28 protein-coding genes are annotated in these 23,219 nt (G+C 64.3%); 20 read left to right on the top strand and 8 right to left on the bottom strand.

The annotated features are described in order from the left end of the window. Positions 1-9 precede the first annotated feature (9 nt). The 9 genes from ML401_RS19825 to ML401_RS19785 all read left to right on the top strand — a co-directional run bounded on the left by ML401_RS19825 (position 10) and on the right by ML401_RS19785 (position 6,845). Positions 10-906, top strand: coding sequence for a LysR family transcriptional regulator (locus ML401_RS19825; protein WP_285806632.1), 897 nt, complete (start codon positions 10-12; stop codon positions 904-906). Between the two features lie 290 nt (positions 907-1,196). After that, on the top strand, positions 1,197-2,846 hold the full coding sequence (locus ML401_RS19820) for an acetolactate synthase large subunit (RefSeq protein WP_285806631.1): 1,650 nt from the start codon (positions 1,197-1,199) through the stop codon (positions 2,844-2,846). 38 nt (positions 2,847-2,884) lie between these two features. Beyond that, positions 2,885-3,253 carry a glyoxalase gene (locus ML401_RS19815; protein WP_211417425.1) on the top strand — a complete coding sequence of 123 codons (369 nt, stop codon included), beginning with the start codon at positions 2,885-2,887 and terminating at the stop codon, positions 3,251-3,253. A gap of 117 nt (positions 3,254-3,370) precedes the next feature. Further along, positions 3,371-3,718, top strand: coding sequence for a Lin0512 family protein (locus tag ML401_RS19810; RefSeq protein WP_018646107.1), 348 nt, complete (start codon positions 3,371-3,373; stop codon positions 3,716-3,718). A 4-nt stretch (positions 3,719-3,722) separates the two neighbouring features. Further along, positions 3,723-4,415 carry a GNAT family N-acetyltransferase gene (locus ML401_RS19805; protein WP_285806630.1) on the top strand — a complete coding sequence of 231 codons (693 nt, stop codon included), beginning with the start codon at positions 3,723-3,725 and terminating at the stop codon, positions 4,413-4,415. A 72-nt stretch (positions 4,416-4,487) separates the two neighbouring features. Then, positions 4,488-5,672: a serine hydrolase gene (locus ML401_RS19800; RefSeq protein ID WP_285806629.1), complete on the top strand. Its 1,185-nt coding sequence runs from the start codon at positions 4,488-4,490 to the stop codon at positions 5,670-5,672. Positions 5,673-5,769: 97 nt separating this feature from the next. Continuing rightward, entirely contained in the window at positions 5,770-5,979 is a 210-nt protein-coding gene (locus ML401_RS19795; protein ID WP_194402520.1) for a DUF2892 domain-containing protein, read from the top strand. Next, complete coding sequence (locus tag ML401_RS19790; protein WP_194402519.1) at positions 5,976-6,497, top strand: RNA polymerase sigma factor; 522 nt, start codon at positions 5,976-5,978, stop codon at positions 6,495-6,497. The genes ML401_RS19795 and ML401_RS19790 overlap by 4 nt, the downstream gene beginning before the upstream one ends. A 3-nt stretch (positions 6,498-6,500) precedes the next feature. After that, positions 6,501-6,845: a carboxymuconolactone decarboxylase family protein gene (locus ML401_RS19785; protein ID WP_285806628.1), complete on the top strand. Its 345-nt coding sequence runs from the start codon at positions 6,501-6,503 to the stop codon at positions 6,843-6,845. Positions 6,846-6,886: 41 nt separating this feature from the next. On the opposite strand, the gene ML401_RS19780 is transcribed toward ML401_RS19785, so the two are convergent. Next, a complete protein-coding gene (locus tag ML401_RS19780; protein ID WP_285806627.1) occupies positions 6,887-8,227 on the bottom strand; it encodes an RtcB family protein in 1,341 nt (446 codons plus the stop codon). A gap of 114 nt (positions 8,228-8,341) precedes the next feature. Then, entirely contained in the window at positions 8,342-9,667 is a 1,326-nt protein-coding gene (locus tag ML401_RS19775) for a TROVE domain-containing protein (protein ID WP_285806626.1), read from the bottom strand. A 1,209-nt stretch (positions 9,668-10,876) separates the two neighbouring features. Between ML401_RS19775 and ML401_RS19770 the strand changes: the two genes are divergently transcribed. After that, entirely contained in the window at positions 10,877-11,542 is a 666-nt protein-coding gene (locus ML401_RS19770) for a DUF429 domain-containing protein (protein ID WP_285806625.1), read from the top strand. 5 nt (positions 11,543-11,547) lie between these two features. Here the strand turns inward: ML401_RS19770 and ML401_RS19765 are convergent, their stop codons facing one another. Then, a complete protein-coding gene (locus tag ML401_RS19765) occupies positions 11,548-11,760 on the bottom strand; it encodes a hypothetical protein (RefSeq protein WP_211417417.1) in 213 nt (70 codons plus the stop codon). Positions 11,761-11,902: 142 nt separating this feature from the next. Here ML401_RS19765 and ML401_RS19760 point away from each other — a divergent pair, with 142 nt between their 5' ends. After that, positions 11,903-12,049 (top strand): hypothetical protein, encoded by a 147-nt coding sequence (locus ML401_RS19760; protein ID WP_211417416.1) that lies wholly within the window; start codon positions 11,903-11,905, stop codon positions 12,047-12,049. Between the two features lie 96 nt (positions 12,050-12,145). Next, positions 12,146-12,850, top strand: a complete 705-nt coding sequence (locus tag ML401_RS19755; RefSeq protein WP_285806624.1) for a glutathione S-transferase family protein — start codon at positions 12,146-12,148, stop codon at positions 12,848-12,850. 2 nt (positions 12,851-12,852) lie between these two features. Here the strand turns inward: ML401_RS19755 and ML401_RS19750 are convergent, their stop codons facing one another. The 3 genes from ML401_RS19750 to ML401_RS19740 all read right to left on the bottom strand — a co-directional run bounded on the left by ML401_RS19750 (position 12,853) and on the right by ML401_RS19740 (position 14,851). Then, positions 12,853-13,635, bottom strand: a complete 783-nt coding sequence (locus ML401_RS19750; protein ID WP_285806623.1) for a sulfite exporter TauE/SafE family protein — start codon at positions 13,633-13,635, stop codon at positions 12,853-12,855. A 3-nt stretch (positions 13,636-13,638) separates the two neighbouring features. Further along, the gene (locus ML401_RS19745) at positions 13,639-14,271 is read right to left on the bottom strand and encodes a TetR/AcrR family transcriptional regulator (protein ID WP_211417413.1); all 633 of its coding nucleotides are present in this window, start codon (positions 14,269-14,271) and stop codon (positions 13,639-13,641) included. A gap of 208 nt (positions 14,272-14,479) precedes the next feature. Then, complete coding sequence (locus ML401_RS19740; protein ID WP_259211476.1) at positions 14,480-14,851, bottom strand: tRNA-binding protein; 372 nt, start codon at positions 14,849-14,851, stop codon at positions 14,480-14,482. 99 nt (positions 14,852-14,950) lie between these two features. On the opposite strand from ML401_RS19740, the gene ML401_RS19735 reads away from it, so the two are divergent. Then, positions 14,951-15,307 carry an ArsC family reductase gene (locus ML401_RS19735; protein ID WP_285806622.1) on the top strand — a complete coding sequence of 119 codons (357 nt, stop codon included), beginning with the start codon at positions 14,951-14,953 and terminating at the stop codon, positions 15,305-15,307. A gap of 3 nt (positions 15,308-15,310) precedes the next feature. Here the strand turns inward: ML401_RS19735 and ML401_RS19730 are convergent, their stop codons facing one another. Beyond that, positions 15,311-15,958, bottom strand: a complete 648-nt coding sequence (locus ML401_RS19730; RefSeq protein ID WP_285806621.1) for a hypothetical protein — start codon at positions 15,956-15,958, stop codon at positions 15,311-15,313. 367 nt (positions 15,959-16,325) lie between these two features. Between ML401_RS19730 and ML401_RS19725 the strand changes: the two genes are divergently transcribed. The 7 genes from ML401_RS19725 to ML401_RS19695 all read left to right on the top strand — a co-directional run bounded on the left by ML401_RS19725 (position 16,326) and on the right by ML401_RS19695 (position 22,808). Next, complete coding sequence (locus tag ML401_RS19725; RefSeq protein WP_285806620.1) at positions 16,326-17,081, top strand: ABC transporter ATP-binding protein; 756 nt, start codon at positions 16,326-16,328, stop codon at positions 17,079-17,081. After that, complete coding sequence (locus ML401_RS19720; protein WP_211417409.1) at positions 17,074-17,820, top strand: ABC transporter ATP-binding protein; 747 nt, start codon at positions 17,074-17,076, stop codon at positions 17,818-17,820. The genes ML401_RS19725 and ML401_RS19720 overlap by 8 nt, the downstream gene beginning before the upstream one ends. A gap of 36 nt (positions 17,821-17,856) precedes the next feature. Next, positions 17,857-19,080, top strand: a complete 1,224-nt coding sequence (locus ML401_RS19715) for an ABC transporter substrate-binding protein (RefSeq protein ID WP_194402505.1) — start codon at positions 17,857-17,859, stop codon at positions 19,078-19,080. 74 nt (positions 19,081-19,154) lie between these two features. Next, on the top strand, positions 19,155-20,018 hold the full coding sequence (locus ML401_RS19710; RefSeq protein ID WP_285806619.1) for a branched-chain amino acid ABC transporter permease: 864 nt from the start codon (positions 19,155-19,157) through the stop codon (positions 20,016-20,018). Between the two features lies 1 nt (position 20,019). Further along, the gene (locus ML401_RS19705) at positions 20,020-20,988 is read left to right on the top strand and encodes a branched-chain amino acid ABC transporter permease (RefSeq protein WP_285806618.1); all 969 of its coding nucleotides are present in this window, start codon (positions 20,020-20,022) and stop codon (positions 20,986-20,988) included. Positions 20,989-21,143: 155 nt separating this feature from the next. Continuing rightward, a complete protein-coding gene (locus ML401_RS19700; RefSeq protein WP_128917587.1) occupies positions 21,144-21,788 on the top strand; it encodes a DUF47 domain-containing protein in 645 nt (214 codons plus the stop codon). A gap of 12 nt (positions 21,789-21,800) precedes the next feature. Beyond that, the gene (locus tag ML401_RS19695; RefSeq protein WP_194402502.1) at positions 21,801-22,808 is read left to right on the top strand and encodes an inorganic phosphate transporter; all 1,008 of its coding nucleotides are present in this window, start codon (positions 21,801-21,803) and stop codon (positions 22,806-22,808) included. On the opposite strand, the gene sugE is transcribed toward ML401_RS19695, so the two are convergent. Next, positions 22,801-23,115, bottom strand: a complete 315-nt coding sequence (gene sugE / locus ML401_RS19690) for a quaternary ammonium compound efflux SMR transporter SugE (RefSeq protein ID WP_285806617.1) — start codon at positions 23,113-23,115, stop codon at positions 22,801-22,803. The two genes, ML401_RS19695 and sugE, sit on opposite strands and share 8 nt — an antisense overlap. Positions 23,116-23,219: the final 104 nt, after the last annotated feature.

The raw sequence follows: 23,219 nt of genomic DNA, 5'->3' as shown, positions 1-23,219 counted from the left end.
CAATCGCCCATGGACCGAATTGACGCCATGCGCCTGTTCGTCCGCCTCGTCGAACGGCGGAGCTTTACGGCCGCGGCTGCGGACCTTGGCCTTCCACGCTCCACGGCGAGCGAGGTCTTGCGCGGCCTCGAAGCGCGCCTCGGCGCACGCCTGCTGGAACGTACGACGCGACATGTCACTCCAACGCTCGACGGCGAGGATTATTATCGCCGCTGCGTCGCCATCCTCGCCGAGGTCGAGGACGCCGAAAGCGCGATGCGTGATGCGCGGCCGCGCGGTCTGCTCCGTATCGATGCGCATCCTTTGCTGACTCGCACCTTCATCCTGCCGCATCTGCCGGAATTCCTTGCCCGCTATCCGCAGCTCGAATTGCAGATCGGGCAGGGCGACCGGCTGGTCGATCTCGTTCGGGAGGGCGTCGATTGCGTGATCCGGTCGGGCGAGCCCGGCGACAGCGGCATGATCCAGCGCCGGCTTGGCACCATCGCCGAGATCACGGTGGCGAGCCCGGAATATCTTTCCCGCCACGGCGTGCCCACAACGCCTGATGCGCTCGACGGTCACCAGATGGTCGCGTTCGTCTCCTCGCGCACTGGCGATGTGCTGCCGCTGGAATTTTCCGTCGCCGGCGCGCTTCGCCACATCGCGCTGCCGAGCCGGGTGCGCGTCAACAATTCTGACACCATGGCCGATCTGGCGCGGCTTGGCTTCGGCTTGGCGCAGGCGCCTCGCTATCGCTTTGCGGAGGATCTCGCCAGCGGCGCGCTGGTCGAGGTGCTGGCCGACCATCCGCCATCGCCCACGCCGCTCTCGGCGCTCTACCCGCAGAACCGCCAGCTCGCGCTGCGCCTGCGCATCTTCCTCGACTGGATCTCAGGCATCTTTGCCGAGGCGAGGCTTTCGTAGCCCTGACCGAGCGTAGCGCGGTCCGGGCTACGAGAGCTTGCATTGCCGCCAATCTATGACCGTCACCCTGCGGTGCCGGAGGCCTCGAAGGGCGACGACCCGGCTGCATCTCGGCGCGTCCATCCTTCGAGGCTCCGCTTGCGATGCTTGGCATCGCACGCTTCGCACCTCAGATGACGGAACAAACATTTGCGCCTCGATCGCGCCTCTTTGTGAGTTGTGACTCCGTTCCAGACCGCTACGATGCCTCCGCTCCCTCACCACAGGGATCAGCAGCAAGCGGAGGCGACATGAGCGGACAGGAACGGAAAGTCAAAGGATCGGACCTGTTTGTCGCGGCGCTGGAGAATGAGGGCGTCGATCGCATCTTCGGCGTCCCCGGCGAGGAGAATCTCGATGTAGTGGAATCGCTGCGCACGTCCAGGATCGAGCTCGTCCTGACGCGCCACGAGCAGGCCGCCGCCTTCATGGCCGCCACCCATGGGCGGCTGACCGGCAAGCCCGGCGTTTGCCTGTCGACGCTCGGCCCCGGTGCGCTCAACCTGTCGACCGGCGCGGCCTATGCGCATCTCGGCGCGATGCCGATGATCCTGATCACCGGCCAGAAGCCGATCATGAGCAGCCGGCAGGCGCGCTTCCAGATCGTGGATGTGGTCGCGACCATGAAACCGTTGACGAAGCTCTCGCGGCAGATCGTCAGCGCTTCCAGCATTCCGACCGTGGTGCGCGATGCGTTTCGCGTCGCGATGGAGGAGCGGCCCGGGCCGGTGCATCTCGAGCTGCCCGAAGACATCGCCGGCGACGAAGTGTCCGCCGTCCCCGTGATCCCAGTCCATCCGATCGAGATTCCCGTCGCCCATCGCGGCGCGCTCGACCGTGCGGCCGAGATGATCCTGGCCGCAAAGCATCCGCTGGTGATGATGGGCGCGGCGACCAGCCGGCCGCGATCGACCCACGGCATCGCGAGCTTCGTGCGGCGCACCGGCATTCCGTTCTTCACGACGCAAATGGGCAAGGGCACGGTGCCCGGCGGCACCAATCTCTACATGGGCACAGCCGCGCTGTCCGAGCGCGATTATGTCCACGATGCCATCGACGCCGCCGACCTGATCGTTGCCATCGGGCACGATCCGATCGAGAAGCCGCCCTTCATCATGGGCCCCTCGGGACCAAAGGTCATTCACGTCAGCTACACCTCGGCCAGCGTCGAGCAGGTCTATTTTCCAGACGCGGAGGTGGTCGGCGACGTCGGCCCGAGCCTGGAGCTGCTCGCCGACCGGCTCGAAGGCAAGCTGCCGCAGGCTGCGGCGCTGCTGCCGCTACGCGAGGAAATCCTGGGGCACATCGCCGATCGCGCCACCGAGGCGCGCTGGCCGCCGACGCCGCAACGCATCGTGCACGACATCAGGCAGGTGATCCCGGAAAACGGCATCGTTGCGCTCGACAACGGCATGTACAAGATCTGGTTCGCGCGCAACTACCGTACCCGCCTCGCCAACACGCTGCTGCTCGACAATGCGCTGGCGACCATGGGCGCCGGCCTGCCCTCGGCGATGATGGCCGCCATGCTTTATCCCGACCGGCGTGTGCTCGCGGTCGCCGGCGACGGCGGCTTCATGATGAACAGCCAGGAGATGGAGACCGCTGTCCGCCTCAAGCTCAATCTGGTGGTGCTGGTGCTGGAGGACAACGCCTACGGCATGATCCGCTGGAAGCAAGCCGTCGATCATTTTGCCGATTACGGCATGACCTTCGGCAATCCGGATTTCGTCCTGTATGCGAAGGCCTATGGTGCCAAGGGGCATCGGATCGAGAGCATCGACGGTTTTGCTCCGACGCTCGATGCCGCGTTTAAAGAGGGCGGCGTGCACCTGGTCGTGATCCCCATCGACTATTCGGAGAACGTGCGGGTGCTGGTCGATGAGCTGCGGGCGCGGTAGAAATAGGAGAGGTGGGGGCAATTGGAATTGGTGATCGGATGAATCAACGCCTTACAGCCATCCTGCCCTGCAACGATCTGGATGCTGCCCAACGGTTCTTTGAGCGACTCGGCTTTAAGGTCGAGGGTGGCCCGGATGACTACCGCATGATGAGCGACGGTCGCGGTGGCGACATTCATCTCCAAGCGGCAGTGGATGGCTGGTTGGTGCCGGGCCGAAACCCGTTCGGGCTATACCTCTACCGCGAAGATGTCGATCAGCTTGCGAAGGCGTTTGCGGGGGAGATGATCGAACCCGAAGGGCCGACAGATAAACCTTGGGGTATGTACGAGTTCGCGCTCAACGGGCCGGACGAGACACTTGTCAGGATCGGTTGGCCGACGCGGCTCAGACCTGCGTTGGGGTGATCTTCATGTGGGTCATGGGTAGCCCGTGCTCCGTCCTCGTCACATCACGACAACAACTTGTGCCGCGCTCTCCGATCGCCGACACTCTCTCACCTAACCAACCACAGGAATAACAACATGACCCGCGTTCGTTGTGTCACCGAGATGGGCATGGGCGTCGACGTCCACGGCCGCGACGCCACCAAGGCGGCGAAGCGCGCGGTGTCGGATGCCATCAGGCATTCGAGCCTCGGCTTCTTCCGGATGATCGGCAAGACCGCGAACGACATGTTCGTCGATGTCACGATCGGTGTGCCCAACCCCGAGGCGGTGGACAAGGAAGCGGTTGCGAAGGAGCTGCCTTACGGCACGGTGACCGTCACCGCGGTCAAGGGCGGGCTGGAGATCCCCTCGGCCACGGAAGTGGCCAACGACCCCATCCTGATCGCCAACGCCGCCGTCATCGTCAGCTTCGACAAGGACTAGGCCAGTGTCCGACAGCGATGAGACGCTGCTGGATCATCCGATCTGGAGCGCGTTGACGACGAGCCACAAGCATCTGGCCGAGGGCGGCCCGCGAGCGCTGCGCTATCCCGTCGACATGACGCCGTTCGCCGACATGGCCGACATGTCCGCAGCGAGCTTTGCCGCGCTGCGCGATCTCTTGTCAGGCACGCAGGTCGCCGCATTGTTCACGCCGGAGCCGGTCGAGATGCCCGCCGGTTTCAAGGTCGTGCTGGCCGAGACAGGCGAGCAGATGATCGGATCGCCCGCCGACAGTCCGCTGCGCGACTCCGAGATCGTCACACTGGGAGCGGCAGACGTGCCCGCGATGGTGGCGCTGGTGGAGCTGACGAAGCCGGGTCCATTCGCGCTGCGTACCCATGAGCTCGGCACGTTCCTCGGCATCCGCGTCGGCGGCGAACTGGTCGCAATGACGGGCGAGCGAATGAAGCCGGGAAAGTTCGTCGAGATGACGGCTGTCTGCGTGCACCCGGATCATCGCGGGCGCGGCTATGCCCAGGCGCTGCTGGCGGCGGTCGCGCGGCGAATCGAGGCGCGCGGCGAAATCCCGTTCCTGCACGTGTTTTCGAACAACACCTCCGCGATCGCGCTGTATCAGCGGCAGGGCATGCGGATCCGGCGTCGGCTCTACGTGACGGCGTTTATGCGGGAAGGATAGGCGCTCCACGGGGCGCCCTTCATTTCCTGCGAATTTCCGCTATATCCAACCCAACCAAGATTGGGGAAACGCATGGACGCCAGAACGACCGATTTTTCCGCCGTACGGACGGCGATGCAGCGCTACGTCGATCAGGAGATCATTCCGGGCGCATCCTGGGCCGTGCTGCGCGGGTGGGAGGTGGTCGACCAGCAATGCGTCGGCTTTGCCGACCGCGAGGCGAACGCCGCGCTGCGGCCCGATCATATCTTCCGCGCGTTTTCCAACACCAAGATCTTCATCACCTGTGCGATCATGCTGCTGGTCGAGGAAGGGCGCATCGGCCTCGATGACGCGATCGAGACATTCCTGCCGCAGCTCGGCAATCGCAAGGTGCTGAAGCAGGGCGCTGCGAGCCTTGCCGATGTCGAGCCGGCAAAGAGCCCGATCACGATCCGCCAGCTCCTGACCCATACCGCGGGCCTCAGCTACGGCATCTTCGATCCCGGCACGGTGCTGTTCAAAGGCTACAACGAAGCTCGCGTGCTCAATCCGCTGACGCCACTCTCCGACATGATCGACAGCCTCGCCAATCTGCCGCTGTCCTATCATCCCGGCGAGGCCTGGGAATATTCTGTTGCCACCGACGTGCTCGGCCGCGTCGTGGAGGTTGTCTCGGGCAAATCCCTCGATGCCTTCCTCAAGGCGCGCATCTTCGATCCCCTCGGCATGACCGACACCGGCTTCTACGTTCCGGAAGCGCAGCAGGGCAGGCTGGTCGCCCTCTATAATGGCGCCGACGTGCTCGATCCCATGAAGCCGGGCCTGACACGCGCCGACAATCTGCCGTTTCCGCAAGCCTATCGGCGGCCGTTCCCGCGGCTCTCGGGCGGCGGCGGTCTGGTCTCGACCTTGCCTGACATGCTCGCGCTGGTCCGCGCTCTGCTGCCGGGGTCGAGCGCGCTGCTCAAGCCCGACACGCTGCGGCAGATGATGACGAACCAGCTGCCGGCAGGTCAGACCATCCGCTTTGCCAATCTCGGCCCGATCCCCGGCAAGGGCTTTGGCCTCGGCGGCGCCGTCACCTTCGCGCCGACGCCGTTCGATCCCGAGAATTCGACCGGCGAATTCCAGTGGGGCGGTCTCGCCGGCACCCATTGGTGGATCTGCCCGGAGGCCAATACCGCAGGCGTGCTGATGGCCCAGCGCTACATGGGGTTCTGGAATCCGTTCTTCTTCGAGTTCAAGCGCCTCGCCTATCAGGCTGCCGGAGGCTGACCTCCGGAAAAATTTGTTACCCGCCGCGAATCCTTTTTGGCGGGCGCGCCCTCTTGGTAGTCGAGGCAGTCAGCCTCGGCTCATCTCGGAGGATGCAATGGCATTTTACAGGAAGAACATCGGCGGCCTGCATCAGGCGGTGCGAATCGCTCTGGGCGTCGCGGTGGCGGTCGCGGCATTCATTTATCTGGCGGGTGCGACGGCGTGGCTGGTTGCGCTGGCCGGCGCCGGCTTCGCGCTGACGGGGCTCGTTGGCTATTGCCCGATGTGCGCGATGGCCGGGATCGGGCGAGGGGGCGTGTCGTGAGTGCGGCTGCGATCTCGCCGAACCTGTTCGAGGCCGCCCGGCTCGGCGATCCCGATGCGATCGCGCGCCTCCTCGAGACGGCGCAGCCGGACATCCGCCGTTATGCCCGCGCGACCTGCCGCAGCTCGGCCGATGCCGAGGACGCGGCGCAGGAGGCGCTGTGGATCCTGTTCCGGCATGTCGGCACGATCCGCTCGCTGCTGGCGTTTTCGGCCTGGCTGTTCAGCGTGGTCCGCCGCGAATGTCTTCGATTGGCCCGCAAGGCGGGCCTCGTGCTCGCGGTCGATGAGAGCGAGGCGGAGGCGCTGCTGCTGTCGCGCCCCGAGGCCGATCTGCGGCTCGACGTGGCTGCGGCGTTCGAGGCGCTGCCGCCGCATTATCGCGATGTTGCGCTGATGCGCGACGTCAAGGAAATGACGATCGACGACATTGCCGCCGCGCTCGGTGCGACCAGGCAGACCGTGAAGGCCCGCCTGCATCGCGCCCGGGCCTTGATGCGCGAATATCTGACGAGATGAGACATGAGCAATTATCAAAGCCCCCACGATCTGAAATCTGTTCCGGCCTTCGTGGCGCTGGCCCCGGTCGAGGCCAACGCGTTCCTGGCGTTCAACCATGCGGTCGAGCGCAAGGACGGATTGATCCCGCCGAAATACCGCGAGCTGATCTCGCTCGCGGTCGCCCTCACGACGCAATGCGCCTATTGCCTCGACGTGCATACAGCGCAGGCGGCGAGGGCCGGCGCCTCGCGGGAGGAGGTCGCGGAAGCTGCCCTGATCGCGGCGGCGGTCCGCGCCGGCGGCACGCTCGGCCATGCGCTGCTGGCGCAGCGTCTGTTCGAGCGCCATCGCGACGAGGCGGAATAGATCTTGGGAGTGGGGGCGGTGCCTCCCACTCCCTGTTTGTGTCAGTCCTTCCACGGATCGAACTCGCCTTCGCCGGCCATGGCGACGGCGAACGGCCGCAGCGTGTGCAGCACGCGCACGGTGCCGGCGTGCTGCGCCAGCACGTCCGGCAGGCGGCGATAGGCCATCGGGCTTTCGTCGAGGTCGGCGCCGATCAAGGTCACGCCGCGCTCGTTGAGCCACTGGTCCATCTGCTCGCGCGAGAAGCGCCGCTTCGCCTCCCGTCGTCCGAACAGGCGGCCGGCGCCATGCACGGTCGAATAGAGCGAGGCCTTGGCTTCCGGGCTGTCGACGCCCTCGAGGATGACGGCGTCGTCTCCCATCGAGCCGCCGACGAATCCCTTCTGGCCGGGAAACGCCGGCGTCGCGCCCTTGCGCACCACCCACAGATCGCGCCCGTCGTGGGTCTCATGCCAGGCGTAGTTGTGGTGGTTGTGCACGCTCTCGGTCACGCTGCCGCCGATGATCTGTCGGACGCGCTCGACGACCCACTCGCGGCCCGCATGGGCATAACGCCCGGCGAGCTGCATCGCCGCAATGTAGCGGCGGCCGAGCTCTGAGTCCTCGTCGACCACCGCGGGCGGAACGTTCATGCCGTCCTTGCCGCCGGCGGCCTTGAGGTAGCGCGTCGCGGAAGTGTGCCCGAGACCGCGGCTTCCGAAGTGGACGCCGATCCAGACGAAGCCCTCCTCGTCGCGCATGAGGTCGACATAATGGTTGCCCGATCCGACCGTGCCGAGTTGGCTCACCGCTTTCTTGCGGTAGTCCTCCATGTCGCTCTCGCGCCAGGCATCGCCGTCGTCGAACAGATGGTGCTCGGCCCGCTCGGCATTGGCCCGGCCGACCCCGAACGAGATCGTCTTGGCGACGTCGCGGATGATCGTGGGGACCCGGCCCGCGATGTCGTCGAAGCGGGTGTCGAGCTTTGCCGCCATGTTGCCGCAGCCGATGTCGAAGCCGACGCCGGAGATGCTGATCTGCTTCTCATAGGCGATGACCCCGCCGACCGGCTGGGCGTAACCGAGATGGCCGTCGGCGCAGATCACGCCGGACACGACGTTGCCGACCGCCATGCAGTTGCGCATCTGCGCGATCGTCGCGTCCTCGTGCGGGCCGAACACCTTCAGCGGCGCATTCTGGAAGCGGGCGTCCTGCATCCGGAATTCGGCGATCGAGCTCGCGGTCGCATTGGCCTCGCGGGCCAGATGTTCCTTGCGCGCGGCGTCCTTGTACAGGCACCAGGCCGGCTGGCCGCGTCCTTCGCCGACGCGCGAGTCGGGATCGACACCGGCGGCGAGGCAGAGCTCGCGGGCGCGTTCCGTGTAGGGATCGGGTCGTCGCATGGTCACAGGTCCTTGTCATTCCACGCGCACTATAGAAGGTGCGAGCAGATCATTTCAGAGATTTTGCCGACCCCGGGCGCAGCATCCTGCGTCCGGGGTCGTTGTCGTCGCGCATCAGTGCAACGCCGTCTCCGACGCTGCGATCCACGCGACCACGGCCTCGGAGAAGCCGTTGACGCGCGTCCAGGCGCCGTGACCGACACCGTGCTGATACGAGGCCACGTTCACGATGGTGCCGCGCGCCTTGGGCTCGGGCACCTGGTCGTGGCTCTGCTCGTCGGTGAAGACGATGAGGCGATCGCCCTTGCGGTCGATCTCCGTCACGGCCTTGCCGAGATAGGTCCCGCCGTGGGACTGCGAGTTGATGATCGCGTCCCGCAGTGCGAAGCCGCGGCGGGGCGGGACCTTCACGACATCATTGCTGAAGGTGAAGATCTCGACCTCGTCGCAGATCTCGCGGGCGAGGATGGCAAGACCGCACGCCGCCTCCGCGCGTGTCATTTCCGACTGCGCGGAGAGGGTCGCGAACATCGAGCCCGACACGTCGATCAGGAGCCGCGTCCGGCCGGGCAGCCGCACATGGTCCTTGACCGACTTGAGCATCGCAGCCTCGAGCTCGGGCTCGAAGTCCGGCGCATAGCGCGCCGCCGTGATGAAGCGATAGGGGAGGATACGATCCGTCCGCATCGCCTCGATCGCGCCTGCGATGGTCTCGCGCGGGACCTGCGCAGTCTGCATCAGCCGCAGATTGCGCAGCAGCGCCAGGCCGCCGAGCTTGCGCTCGGCGATCAGCCGCTCGAAGGTCTCGCGCTTGCTCTTGCCGGCGGAGAGCGAGACCTCCCAGGTGTCGGGGGAGGCGAGCTCGCCGTCGACGAGCTGCTTCCAGACCTTCGCCTGGTCGGCGTCCTTCGGCTTGGCGTGCACCAGGAACAGCACGTCCCTGATCCGCACCGCGCCGTCGCGGTCCCACTTGGCGAGCTGGTAGGCGTCGAACTTGGTCAGCGCGCGGGCAAGACCCTTCTTGACCTGCGCGGAGACCGGCTGACGCTTGCGCTGCTGCATCGGCCCAAGCGCGTCCGCCCAGTAGATCGCGAGCAGCTCCGTCATCTCGTCGGGCCGCTGGATCACCTGAGCGAGCGTGTCAGCCACGAGAGCACGGTGCTTTTCGCTGCGCGCCATCTCGCGGATGACGAGCAGCGGCGCATGCCGCAGCTTCATAACCTCGCGCGCCTCGATCGCGAGCTGCGCGACGCGCGCAGGCGCGACCTTGGGCACCAGGGTCTTGATGCGGTCGGCGATCGCGACACCGTCCTCGTAGAACTGGTCCTCCCACAGGAGGCAGTTCATCAGCGCGCGCTTCAGCTCCATCTCGGGCGTGAAGCGGATTGCGCGTGCGCCCTCCCGCGTGAAGGCGCGAACGATCTTGTTGAGCCTGACCATGACGGCCTCCTCTTGGGTTGATGGGGACATGGAAACGGGTGCCGGGGAACAAGCGAGGCTGTCCTGCCCACGAGGGGCTCCACATGCTCTACCGCTGAGCTACGGACTTTCGTCCGGAAGGAGTCGAACCTTCGACAGTGTGATTCACGAAGTAACAGCGCCCTTCACCACCGGCGGTGGTTGAGAGGACACGATCCGGGAACAGGCGATGCTGTGACCCGACAAGCGTGAGCTTGCCGGAAAGCGCTCTATCCTCTGAGCTACCGGTGCATGGGACACCGGGCGGGATTCGAACCCGCGACCTCTCGCGTGGCAGGCGAAGTAACAGACATCTTCACCACGGATCGTGATGGGGTTGGCGGGGAACGATCGATGCTGTTGCTGCCCTTCCGGGCGAACCGCCTTTCGGCGTGCAGGGCTCGAACCTGCTCGGCGCTTTCGCGCCTTACCACGAAGTAACAGGCATCTTCACCACCGCCAGGCCGATGCTCTCGCATCGGCCGTTGATGGGTACGCTGGGGAACGGGCGATATCGGCTTTCAGTGACGACAACACAGTCGCCGTCCTTACGGACGAGTCCTGCGCCGGGCCGCGTGCGAACCTTTTCCGAGGCCGCATCCCGGTGCGTGTGTCAAAGGCGGGAGGCATACCCGCTGTGCCGTGTGGAGAAGTATCCGACATCTTCACCACCAGCGTCGGTTGAGCCGCGATGACAGCGGCAAACCAATCTTAAGAAAATTCTATCGCGGCGCTGTCGACGCGCCGCATGTTGCGAACCCTTCGGGTTCGCTCTGCCATCGGTGTCCGGCTCATCGCCTCGTTCCCTCCGGCAGGCCCCGCGCGCTTGGGCACGCGCGTTCTCAGCGCGAGCCCCGAGATCCGGGTCTCTCGTTCCGGCGATTGCCGGGATGTTCGATCGGGCCGCGCGGCGGGCAACAAAAAACCCTCCGGAGCGGCAGGCTCGGGAGGGTCCAGAAGCGGACTGTCGATCTTGCGGTCAGGCAAGATCGCTCCCATGAGCCGGGCATGCGCCGTCGAATAGCTTTGGGCTATTCGGCATGCGGACAATTCTTTCGTAGCGGTACGACATCGCTCGGTTCATGGTGCTTGTCGCAAACGGAAGTGCTTGCGAGGGCGCGGGACATACGCCCGCAACTTGCGGATGTCAAGCGACGCGCGCGGTGAAATTGAAAATGACGGACGCATGACGTGCCGAACTATCTCGGCCTCGACGGATTTCGCCTTGGCTGGGTCGCAGCCTGGATCGACGAGCGCGGCGATCACGGCTTCGATTATTCGCCGGGCCTGACGCGCCTGCTCGCGCTGCCGCATGCGCGTGCGATGATCGACATGCCGATCGGGTTGAATCCGAGCGGCTATCGCGCTTGCGATCTGCGTGCGCGCGAGCTGATTGGTCCAGCCGTGTTTCTCGGTGCGCGCCGCGACCTCTGGACATTCCCGGACATGGCCACGGCCAATCGCCATTACTGGACGCACGAGGGCAAGGGCAGGGGCGTGTCGGCGCAGCTCTGGAATATCAGGGACAAGATCAGGGAGGTCGACGACGTCATGACGCCAGCGCGACAGGCGACGATCGGCGAAGCGCATCCGGAATTGGTGTTCTGGAATCTGGCAGGACGGGTGCGGCTTGAACCCAAGACGTCGCCGCGGGGGCGTGAGCAGCGCATTGCGCTGCTGAAAGACCGCGGCTTCACCAAGATCGAGAGATGGCTGACGCTTCGCCATGGCACCGGCATCGGCCGCGACGATCTCATCGATGCCTGTGGCTGCGCCGTGGCGGCGCGCGACAGCACGCTGCGTGTCGGCGGCGAGGAGACCGATCCGCGTGGACTGCGGATGGAGATCAACTATTGAACCGCTCAATCCCGCCGATCGCATGTACCGGCAAGGTGGCCATGACCGCGATGGCCCGGCTTCGAGCAGTCATCCTCGTCGTCCAGTCTTGCCGCTCTCGCTTCGTACGCATCGGCCATTGCTCGCAGCCGTCCTGCGGCTTCGCGATGGGCGAGATCGTCCGCGACGCGGCGACAGCGTTGGGCGTGGTCGAGCAGGGCGCGCTTCTCGATGTTCATCTCGTCACAACGCGCAAAGTGCTCGATGGTCTCCGAAATGATGCCCCGGCGACACCGGGAAAAACCGGCAAAATATTCATGCAAACTGGGAACGCGGCACGTGAGCGGGCGTTTAGGCCAAAGGAGTTGAGGGACAAAGGCCATGTACGACGTCTGCCAATGGGCGACCGCGACGCTCGCGACTGCTTTCACGGCCGCGCTGCTGATCACGGGTCAATGGTTCATCCAGTACCGATTGCAGCATGAAACCCTGACCCCGGTCGTCAGGATCGCAACGCTGCCACCCTAGTTGCTTCAAGGGGATAATCAGACGAAGTGCCGGCCTTGCGTCGTTCGTCCGCCAGCCTAGATTAGGCGGCATCTCGCGAACGCAGCCGGAGTCCCGATGTCTGATCTGTCCGCCTTTCCCATCACCAAGCGCTGGCCGGCCAAGCATCCCGAGCTGCTTCAACTCTACTCCCTGCCGACGCCGAATGGTGTGAAGGTCTCGATCATGCTGGAGGAGATCGGGCTTCCCTACGAAGTCCATCTCGTCGATTTCGGCAAGGACGACCAGAAGACGGCTGAATTCCTCTCGCTCAATCCGAACGGCAAGATCCCGGCGATCCTCGATCCCAACGGTCCCGGCGGCAGGCCGCTGCCGCTGTTCGAGTCAGGCGCGATCCTGCAATACCTCGCGGAGAAGACCGGCAAGCTGCTGCCGCAGGACGCGGCGCGCCGCTACCAGACGCTTCAATGGCTGCATTTCCAGATGGGCGGCGTCGGGCCGATGTTCGGCCAGGTCGGCTTCTTCCACAAATTCGCCGGCAAGGACTTTGAGGACAAGCGGCCGCGCGATCGCTACGTCGCCGAAGCCAGGCGCCTGCTCGGCGTCATGGACACGCATCTTTCCGGCCGGCAATGGTTCATGGATGACGACTACACCATTGCCGACATCTCGATGCTCGGCTGGGTGCGCAATCTCATCGGCTTCTACGGCGCCGGCGATCTCGTCGAGTTCACCCAGTTCAAGTCGGTCGGTGCCTGGCTCGAGCGTGGGCTTGCGCGTCCGGCAGTGCAGCGCGGGCTGAACATTCCGCAGCGGCCGTAAGGCTAGCTCAGCGCCTTGTAGGTCATGTAGAACGCCATCAGCGAGACGAGCGCGATCATGGCCTGGCGGAGCATCGATCGGCTGACGCCGTTGGCCATGCGTGCGCCGAGGTCGGTGCCAACCCAGAGGCCGGCGAGAATGCCGATGATGGCCGGCCAGCCGACCATCAGCCCCTTGCTCCAGTAGATCCAGGCTGCCGGGAGGTTGGTCGGGATCACCGAGAAGACGAGGCTGACGAGCTGCGCCTGATGCTGTGGCACGCGAAATCCGGCGGCGAGGCCGACGGTGATCGCAAGACCGCCGCCAATGCCCATGAAGCCTGAGGAAAAGCCCGCAAGCGTGCCGATCAGGATCAGGGGCAACCAGTGAAGTTGATCGCGCTCACCGGCTTCAAGGTGGCTGTCCTTGCGGTCGCGGCGCAGGATCAACAGGGCGATCAGCGCGAGGAGATAGACGACATAAGTCCATTGCAGGACGGAATCCGAAACCGCGGTCGCGGCATAACCGCCGCCGGCGCCACCGATCAGAAACCCGAGGCCGATCCAGGCGATCCACCGCAAGGGGGTGCGATTGCCGCTCTGCCAATAACGGCGGATGCCGGCAAGACCGGTCGGCGGAAGTTGGGTGATCAGCGAGGTGCCCTGGGCGACGTGTTGCTCGGCCCCGAGCAGCAGCACGGAGAAGATCACGAGGCCGCCGCCGGGGCTCGTCCCCGTGAAGCCCGATGCCAGCCCTGCGACCAGACCGACGCCACCACCGGCGAGGGTGTCGTGAAGCCAGGACATCGCTTACGTCCGGGCTCGCCGCCTGACGTCAGGCTTCGTCGTGCGCAGGCCGTCGATCACGCCGGCCACGGCCGCCATGCAGGCTTCGACGTCAAATGCGTCGCCCCAGGATTTTTGCAGCACAAACCCCTGGAAGATCGCGATCAGCACGCGCGCGATCGCGTCGGCGCCGAGGTCGCGCCGGATGAGACCGTCATGCTGGCCGCGCTCGACCAGCGCCACGATCAGCGCGCGTGGCATGTCGATGCCTTCGATGACGCTGCTGCGGACGCGGCGGTTGCGCAGGGCTTCGGCCCAGCCATGGATGCCGACCCGGCGGCGGGCTTCGCCGGCGGGATCGGTCAGCCATTGCGCGTAGACGCGGATCAGCGCGTGAAGTCCTTCGATCGGGTCGCCGGATCCCTGCGCGACCGAATTGAGCACGGCTTCGCGGCGATGCCGGTCGTCGGCGAGCGCCTCGATCAAATCGTCCTTGCTCTGGAAGTAGAGATAGACCGCGCCATGGCTCAATCCGGACCGCTTCACGATGTCGGCCATCCCGGTCTGGTGAAAACCGTCTTCCGAGAAGCAGGCGAGGGCCGCGTCGAGAATCTGCTGCCGCCGGCTTTCGCGTTGCTTGTCGCTGATCTTGGGCATTCAGCCGCCTCAAATAACTGACAGATCGGTCGTTTTCCGGTCGACGACGCCTTAGCCGGATGAAGGCCGATGCAAATAAAAAACGATCAGTCAGTCATTTTTATTGTCGAAAGCGGATCGCGTCAAGTCCTGGCCGGCCGGCGGCGGCAAACTAGGGAGTTTCCTTGAGACTGCGGCGGACGCGGTGCCGCAGCCCCGGCTGGCGCGGCTAGAATAGCCGTCCGCCGTTCGGCACCGGCTGGCTGGGCTGCACCAGCACGACCTTGCCGCTGGCATCTGGGAAGCCGAGCGTCAGCACCTCCGAGATGACTGGTCCGATCTGGCGCGGCGGGAAATTGACGACGGCCGCGACCTGTTGTCCCACCAAGGTCTCGAGCGGATGGTTCTCGGTGATCTGGGCCGAGCTCTTGCGCACGCCGATGGCGGGTCCGAAGTCGATCCACAGCCGAAACGCCGGCTTGCGCGCCTCGGGAAACGGTTTGGCGTCGACGATGGTGCCGACGCGGATATCGACCGCGAGGAAGCTGTTGAAGTCGATGATCGGCGTGGCGGCGGCTGCGGGATCGTGGGTGACGTGCATGGGATGTCCGTTCGGTAGCGTCGTTCGCAATATTGTCGCGCGAAGCGGAGTTTCGTACAACGCCACGTCCATCACGATCCGTCATGCGCGAGGAACGTCTTGCCCAACATCATCTACGGCATCAAGAACTGCGACACCATGAAGAAGGCGCGCGCCTGGCTCGACACTCACGGCGTGCCTTACGCGTTTCACGACTACAAGTCGGCGGGCGTGGAGAAAGACAAGCTCGAGCAATGGAGCGACAAGGTCGGCTGGGAGACGCTGCTCAATCGCGCCGGGACGACGTTCAAGAAGCTGCCCGAGTCCGACAAGGAAGGGCTCTCCGAGAAGAAGGCGCTGGCGCTGATGCTAGCGCAACCATCGATGATCAAGCGGCCGGTGCTGGAAATCGGCGGCAAGCTGCTGGTCGGCTTCAAGCCGGACATCTATGCCAAGGAAGTCGGCGGAAAGCGCTGAGCGCTAGTTCAGCTCGATGATCTCGTTGGGGACGCCGGGCCCCGGCTGGTCCGCGAACTCGACCACGTCGGCCGTCGCGATGCGTCCGGGCGCGCGATGGAAGAGCTCGTGATCGATCACGGCGCGCAGTTTCGGACGCGGCAGTGCGTCGTTTCCGCGCATCAGATTCTTGATCTCGAAGCCGCCGTCCTCGCAGAAGGTCTTGACCGATGCGATGACGTGACAGACCTTGCCGTCGGACTGGAAAGGCAGCAGCAGCCGTTCATAAGCGACGATGCGCCCGTAGATGTCGTCGACGTCCGCAACGCTGTAGACCGGCAGCCCACGCGCGACGCATTCGTGATAGATCGGCATCACGAACGGCGCGAGGCGCGGCCCGAGATATTCGTCGAGCAGAACGCCTTTGCCGGTATGTCCATAAGCGCGCGAGATGCGCGTGTTTTCGCTCTGGATGGTCAGGCGCGGCACCGGCGTCGACGCGTCCACCGTGTAATAGATGAGATCGGACAGCTCTTCTTCCAGCCGCGCAGGCTGATACTCCCAGACTGCCGGCGCGATCTGCTCGCGCGCATAGAGTCGCAGCCACGTGTTCAGGAGATCACGCTGCCTGATCGACTTGACGACGGACGGAGCGGCGCTTGTGAAATCCAAGACAATATTCCCGGAGCGTCAAAACCCGCGCATCATCACCCTTGCGGGAAAATTTTTGATGAAGGCTGGCGCGCGGAACGAAAGACCGTTAACGACGGCTTGACGACCGGTGCCTTGCGAACCGGGAGGCCGGGCAGGCGCGACGTCACTCGCCTCCGACTAAGGGAGCATTTGTATCCCAGGCGGAGACCTGATCTGCTCAGCTTTCCGCCTTGCCTAACCCCCGTCACCTCCGGCATATTCCGCGCCCGGAGGCGGTGTTCCGGATAGGCTCCAAGGAGTGGCTCCAAGGATAGGCAACAAGGCCTCCGGAAAGCCGAAGCAACAAGGATAGCCACGCGCGGCGCGCGGGCAGGGGGAAATCTGTTTGGCCGATGAGTTTATTCTCGAAACGGAAGGCTTGACCAAGGAGTTCGCGGGCTTCTTCGCCGTCCGCGACGTTGCGCTCAAGGTTCGCCGTGGGAGCATTCATGCGTTGATCGGTCCGAACGGGGCCGGCAAGACGACCTGCTTCAATCTTCTGACCAAGTTCCTCAAACCGTCCGCCGGAAAAATCCTGTACAACGGGCAGGACATTACCGCGATGGCGCCGGCCGACGTGGCCCGTCTGGGGCTTGTTCGTTCATTCCAGATTTCGGCGGTGTTTCCGCATCTCACCGCGCTGGAGAACGTCCGTGTCGCGCTTCAGCGCCAGCACGGCTCTTCGTTCGATTTCTGGCGCTCCAAGTCGGTCCTCAACCGCTTCAACGATCGCGCGCGCGAGCTGCTCAACGATGTCGGCCTCAACGAGTTCGCCAACACGCCCGCGGTCGAGATGCCCTATGGACGCAAGCGTGCACTGGAGATCGCAACCACGCTCGCGCTCGACCCGGAGATGATGCTGCTGGACGAGCCGATGGCCGGCATGGGCCACGAGGACATCGACAAGATCGCGGCGCTGATCAAGCGCATCTCCGCGAAATATACCATCCTGATGGTCGAGCATAACTTGAGCGTCGTGGCCAACCTCTCCGACATCATCACCGTGCTGACGCGCGGGCAGGTGCTCGCGCAAGGTCATTACAGCGAGCTCACCAAGGACGAGCGCGTCAAGGAAGCCTATCTGGGAGCCGGTCATGCCTGACACTGCGATCGCCGAGGCTCCGGCCAAGGCTGCGACCGGCGGAAATGTCCTTCAAATCCGCAACCTCGAAGCCTGGTACGGCGAGTCCCACATCCTGCACGGGATCAACTTCGACGTGAACGCAGGCGAGGTCGTCACCCTGCTCGGGCGTAACGGCGCCGGCAAGACGACCACGCTGAAGTCGATCATGGGCATCATCGGCAAGCGGACCGGCTCGGTGAAGTTCAACAACCAGGAGATCATCCGCGCGACCTCCGACAAGATCGCGCGCATGGGCATCGCCTTCTGTCCGGAAGAGCGGGGCATATTCTCCAGTCTCGACGTGCGCGAGAATCTGATGCTGCCGCCGGTGGTCCGTGCAGGCGGATTGCCGCTCGAGCAGATCTTCGAGCTGTTCCCGAACCTGAAGGAACGGCTCTACAGCCAGGGCACCAAGCTGTCCGGGGGCGAGCAGCAGATGCTCGCGATCGCGCGCATCCTGCGCACCGGCGCGAGTTTCCTGATGCTGGACGAGCCGACCGAGGGCCTCGCGCCCGTTATCATTCAGCAGATCGGCCACACCATTGCGCGGCTCAAGAAGGAGGGCTTCACGATCCTCCTGGTCGAGCAGAATTTCCGCTTCGCGTCGACCGTCGCCGACCGCTATTACGTGGTCGAGCATGGCAAGATCATTGACGGATTTTCCAATGCCGAGCTTGCCGCCAACATGGACAAGCTCCACACCTATCTTGGTGTTTAGTACAGCCAACGAGAAGAATTCAAAAAGGAAAGTTGCATGAAGACCAGGTCGATTGCGTCATTGCTGCTGACCACCGCGCTGACATTCGCCGCAGTAGGCGTCGCCTCTGCGCAGGACAAGACCGTCAAGATCGGCGCATTGTCCGATCAGTCCGGGCTCTATGCCGACCTCGGCGGTCCCGGCTCGACGCTCGCGGCGCAGATGGCCGTTGAGGATTCCGGCCTCGCTGCGAAGGGCTGGAAGATCGACATCATCTCCGGTGATCACCAGAACAAGCCCGACATCGGCACCGCGATCGCGCGGCAATGGTTCGACGTCGACAAGGTCGACATCATCGTCGACGTGCCGAATTCCGGCGTGGCGCTCGCCGTCAACAACGTCATCAAGGAAAAGAACGGCGTCTACATCAACTCAGGTGCGGCGACGTCCGACCTCAGCAACGCGCAGTGCTCGCCTAACACCGTGCACTGGACCTACGACACCTACATGCTGGCCCACACCACCGGGCAGGCGCTGGTCAAGGCGGGGGGCGACAGCTGGTTCTTCCTGACCGCCGACTACGCCTTCGGTGCTGCGCTCGAGCGCGACACCACCGCGGTCGTCACCGCCAACGGCGGCAAGGTGGTCGGCGGCGTCAAGCATCCGCTGAATACGCCGGACTTCTCGTCCTTCCTGCTGCAGGCGCAGTCGTCCAAGGCCAAGATCATCGGTCTTGCCAATGCCGGCGGCGACACCACCAACACCATCAAGCAGGCGGCCGAGTTCGGCATCGGCAAGGGTGGCCAGAAGCTCGCGGCGCTCCTGCTCTTCCTCACCGACATCAAGGCGATCGGCCTGGAGACGGCGCAGGGCCTCAACTTCACCGAGACGTTCTACTGGGACATGAACGACCAGACCCGGGCGTTCTCCAAGCGCTTCGCCGCAAAGATGAAGAACAACGCGCCGCCCACCATGGTGCAGGCCGGCGTCTATGCGGGCGTGCGCCACTATCTCAAGGCGCTCGAAGCCCTCGGCGGCAATCCGCATGACGGCGTCAAGATCGTCGAGAAGATGAAGTCGATGCCGACGGAGGACGATCTGTTCGGCAAGGGCGAGATCCAGCCCAACGGCCGCACCATCCACAACGCCTACCTGTTCGAAGTGAAGAAGCCCTCGGAGTCCAAGGGACCGTGGGACTTCTACAAGCTGGTCGGCACGGTGCCGGGCGACCAGGCGTTCACGCCGCTGTCCGAGAGCAAGTGCGCGCTGCTCAAGAAGTAAGATGACCGCCCGCAGGCCTTGAAGGCTTGCGGGCGACTTTCAAGGGAACGCCGAAGGGACCGGGTGCGGGATCGATGCAGGCTCTATACGCTCAGCTACTGGTGGGACTGATCAACGGCTCGTTCTACGCGCTGCTCAGTCTCGGGCTTGCCGTGATCTTCGGCATGCTAAACATCATCAATTTCGCCCATGGCGCGCTCTACATGATGGGCGCCTTCGTCGCCTATTTCCTGCTCAACCTCGGCGGCATCAACTATTGGTGGGCGCTGTTGCTGGCCCCCATCATCGTCGGCATCTTCGGCATGATCCTGGAACGGACCATGCTGCAATGGCTGACCGGGCTCGACCACCTCTACGGCCTGCTGCTGACCTTCGGCATCGCGCTGATCGTGCAGGGCGTGTTCCAGAACTACTTTGGATCGTCGGGCCTGCCTTACGCCATTCCGGATCAGCTCAAGGGCGGCATGAATCTCGGCTTCATGTTCCTGCCGATCTATCGCGGCTGGGTGGTCGTATTCTCGCTGGTGGTCTGCATCGCGACCTGGTTCTTGATCGAGAAGACGCAGCTTGGCGCTTACCTGCGCGCCGCCACCGAAAATCCGACGCTGGTGCGCGCCTTCGGCATCAACGTGCCGCGCATGATCACGCTCACTTATGGCCTCGGCGTCGGTCTCGCCGCGCTGGCCGGCGTGCTCTCGGCGCCGATCAACCAGGTGCGGCCGCTGATGGGCGCCGACCTCATCATCGTCGTGTTCGCCGTGGTCGTGATCGGCGGCATGGGATCGATCATGGGCTCCATCATCACCGGCTTCGCGCTCGGGGTGATCGAGGGGCTGACCAAATATTTCTACCCTGAGGCCTCCAATACCGTCGTGTTCGTGCTGATGGTGCTGGTGCTCCTGGTGAAGCCAACGGGATTGACGGGAAGGGCGGCCTGATATGACAACCCTGACGGACAACACGCTGCCGGCAACCCCGCGCGCGATGCGCGACGAGATGATCGTTTTCGTGGTGATGGCGCTGGTATTGGCATCGGTGCCATTCACGGGCGTCTACCCGTTCTTCGTGATGCAGGCGCTGTGCTTTGCGTTGCTCGCCTGCGCCTTCAACCTCTTGATCGGCTACGGCGGCCTGCTGTCGTTCGGCCACGCGATGTTCCTGGGGACGGCCGGCTATTGCAGCGCCCATGCGCTGAAGGTGTGGGCGTTGCCGCCCGAGCTCGGCATCCTCGTCGGCATCGCCGCGGCTTTCGTGCTCTCGCTCATCACGGGTTTCATCTCGATCCGCCGCCAGGGCATCTACTTCTCGATGATCACGCTGGCGCTGTCGCAGCTCTTGTACTTCATCTACCTCCAGGCCCCCTTCACCCACGGTGAGGACGGCATCCAGGGCATCCCGCAGGGGCGCATGTTCGGCATCTTCGATCTGTCCAAGCCGACGGTGCTGTATTACGTCGTGCTGGTCGGGTTCCTCGCCGGCTTCCTCCTGATCTTCCGCATCATCAACTCGCCGTTCGGCGAGGTCCTAAAGGCGATCCGCGAGAACGAGGCGCGGGCGATCTCGCTCGGCTACCGGACCGACCAGTACAAGTTCCTGGCCTTCGTGCTGTCAGGCACGCTGGCCGGTTTTGCCGGTGCGCTGAAGGTGTTCGTGGCGCAGAACGCCTCGCTTACCGACGTCCATTGGTCGATGTCCGGTGAGGTCGTGCTGATGACGCTGGTCGGCGGCCTCGGCACTATCTTCGGCCCCGTGGTCGGCGCCTTCGTGATCATTGCCATGCAGCAATATCTGGCGGGTTTCGGCCAATGGGTGACGGTGATCCAGGGCTCGATCTTCGTGATCTGCGTGCTCACCTTCCGCCGCGGCGTGATCGGTGAAATCGCGCATTACTTCCGGCGATCGCTCTAAGTCATTGATTTGAAGTGAGTTTACCTGCCGCGTGAAAGCGGTGGATGATCCGGCTCCGCGGGCGTGAGATGACACGCGCGCGGATCGAAAATGGTCTATGACAGTTTCATGACGGCCCCTCCGGCCGGGCCATTTCCAACCGGTAGCCTATCCCCATGATGCGATGGTTTCGCGCTTTCCTGCCCAAGGAAGAACGGTTCTTCGACCTGTTCGACCGACATGCCCAGACGGTGATCCAAGGTTCGATCGCGCTCCAGGGCATGCTCAACGGGGGCGAGGAAACGCCGGTCTACTGCCAGCGCGTCAACCAGTTCGAGAACGACGCCGACAACATCACCCGCGAGGTGCTGACGGCGGTGCGCCGCACCTTCATCACCCCGTTCGACCGGGGTGACATCAAGAACCTCATCACCTCGCTGGACGACGCCATCGACCAGATGCAGCAGACCGCCAAGGCCGTGATGCTGTTCGAGGTCCGCAGCTTCGAGCCGCCGATGCGTGAGATCGGCGGGCTTCTGATCGAATGCGCCAATCTGGTCGGCCGCGCGCTGCCGCTGATGCAATCGATCGGCCCGAACGTGGCGATGCTGACCGCGATCACGGAAGAGCTGGGCAAGCTGGAAGGCCGTGTCGACGATCTCCACGACATCGGCCTGAAGGAGCTGTTTCTCAAGCATCGCGACGGCAATGCGATGGACTTCATCGTCGGCGTCGAGATCTATGATCATCTGGAGAAGGTCGCCGACCGTTTCGACGACGTTGCGAACGAGATCAACAGCATCGTCATCGAGCAAGTGTAGGGCAGGATTGCTGTGGACGCCGCGTTGGGTCTTCCCATCCTGGTCGGCTTGATCGCCGTCGCGCTGCTGTTCGACTTCCTGAACGGCCTGCATGACGCCGCCAATTCGATCGCGACCATCGTCTCGACCCGCGTGCTGCGGCCGCAATTCGCGGTGTTCTGGGCCGCGTTCTTCAATTTCGTTGCCTTCATGGTGTTCGGGCTGCACGTCGCCCAGACCATCGGGACCGGCATCATCGATCCCGCGATCGTCGACGCCCAGGTGATCTTCGCGGCACTGGTCGGCGCCATCGTCTGGAACCTCGTGACCTGGGCGCTCGGCATCCCATCCTCGTCGTCGCATGCGCTGATCGGCGGGTTATTCGGTGCGGGCGTGGCCAAAGCCGGGATCTCCGCGGCGGTCTGGAGCGGATTGTCCAAGACGGTCATTGCGATCGTCCTGTCTCCGCTCGTCGGCTTCGTCCTTGCGATGGTGCTGGTTGCAATCGTCTCCTGGGCGTCGGTGCGCTCGACGCCATTCGCGGTCGATCGCGCCTTCCGCATCCTGCAATTCGCCTCGGCCTCGCTCTATTCGCTCGGCCATGGCGGCAACGACGCGCAGAAGACCATGGGCATCATCGCCGTGCTGCTCTATTCGCAGGGCCATCTCGGCGGCGAATTCTTCGTACCATTCTGGGTGGTGCTGTCGTGCCAGGCGGCGATGGCGATGGGCACCTTGATGGGCGGCTGGCGCATCGTCCGCACCATGGGCCTGCGCATCACCAAACTGACGCCGATGCAGGGCTTTTGCGCCGAGACGGGGGGCGCCGCGACCCTGTTCATGGCGACCTTCCTCGGGGTTCCCGTCTCGACCACCCACACCATCACCGGCGCGATCGTCGGCGTCGGCGCCGCCCGCCGCCTTTCGGCGGTGCGCTGGAACGTCGCCAGCTCGATCGTCTATGCCTGGGTCATCACGATGCCGGCGTCCGCCATCGTCGCGGCGCTGACCTGGTGGGCGGTCAAGATCTTCGTCAAGTAACCAACTTCAGCCCGACGATCCCGGCGACGATCAGCCCGATGCTGGCAAGACGCAGGGCCGTGGCGGGCTCGCCAAACAGGATGATGCCGAGGGTCGCGGTGCCGACCGCACCGATCCCGGTCCATACCGCATAGGCGGTTCCGACGGGCAGCGATTTGAGGGCGAGGCCGAGCAGGATGACGCTGCCGGCCATGGCCGCGAGCGTGACGACGGACGGAACTAGCTTGCTGAAGCCTTCTGTGTATTTCAGGCCGATCGCCCAGGTAATCTCGAGAAGTCCGGCGACGAACAGGATGATCCAGGCCATGACGACCCTCCGTTCAAGGCAGGGTCGTCCCCGCGGGCTGATGTGTTGATGAGCGGGAAGGTCGTCCTTCCCCAGGATTGATCGTCAAGCCGATATGGGGCTGG

Source organism: Bradyrhizobium sp. 62B (genome assembly GCF_030272265.2).
Taxonomy (GTDB): Bacteria; Pseudomonadota; Alphaproteobacteria; order Rhizobiales; family Xanthobacteraceae; genus Bradyrhizobium.
The sequence above is the reverse complement of the archived record's forward strand: the minus strand, read 5'-3'. Positions and strand labels throughout refer to the sequence as shown.